This is a genomic window from Serratia sp. 201, assembly GCF_037027545.1.
Lineage (GTDB): Bacteria > Pseudomonadota > Gammaproteobacteria > Enterobacterales > Enterobacteriaceae > Serratia > Serratia bockelmannii.
On sequence record NZ_JAXCHC010000033.1, the window covers coordinates 1 to 222 of the forward strand.

General features: G+C 48.6%; 1 tRNA gene and 1 rRNA gene. Both read left to right on the plus strand.

The window, feature by feature from the left end:
• A 16S ribosomal RNA gene (locus WA302_RS25375) occupies nucleotides 1-81 on the plus strand; the annotation flags it as partial.
• A gap of 82 nt (nucleotides 82-163) precedes the next feature.
• A tRNA-Ile gene (locus WA302_RS25380) sits at nucleotides 164-222 on the plus strand.

The window sequence follows — 222 nt, forward strand, 5'->3', positions numbered from 1 at the left end:
CTTACCACTTTGTGATTCATGACTGGGGTGAAGTCGTAACAAGGTAACCGTAGGGGAACCTGCGGTTGGATCACCTCCTTACCTAAAGATATTGCTTCGAGTGGCGTGCTCACACAGATTGTCTGATAGAAAGTAACGAGCAGAAATACCTTTATAGGCTTGTAGCTCAGGTGGTTAGAGCGCACCCCTGATAAGGGTGAGGTCGGTGGTTCAAGTCCACTC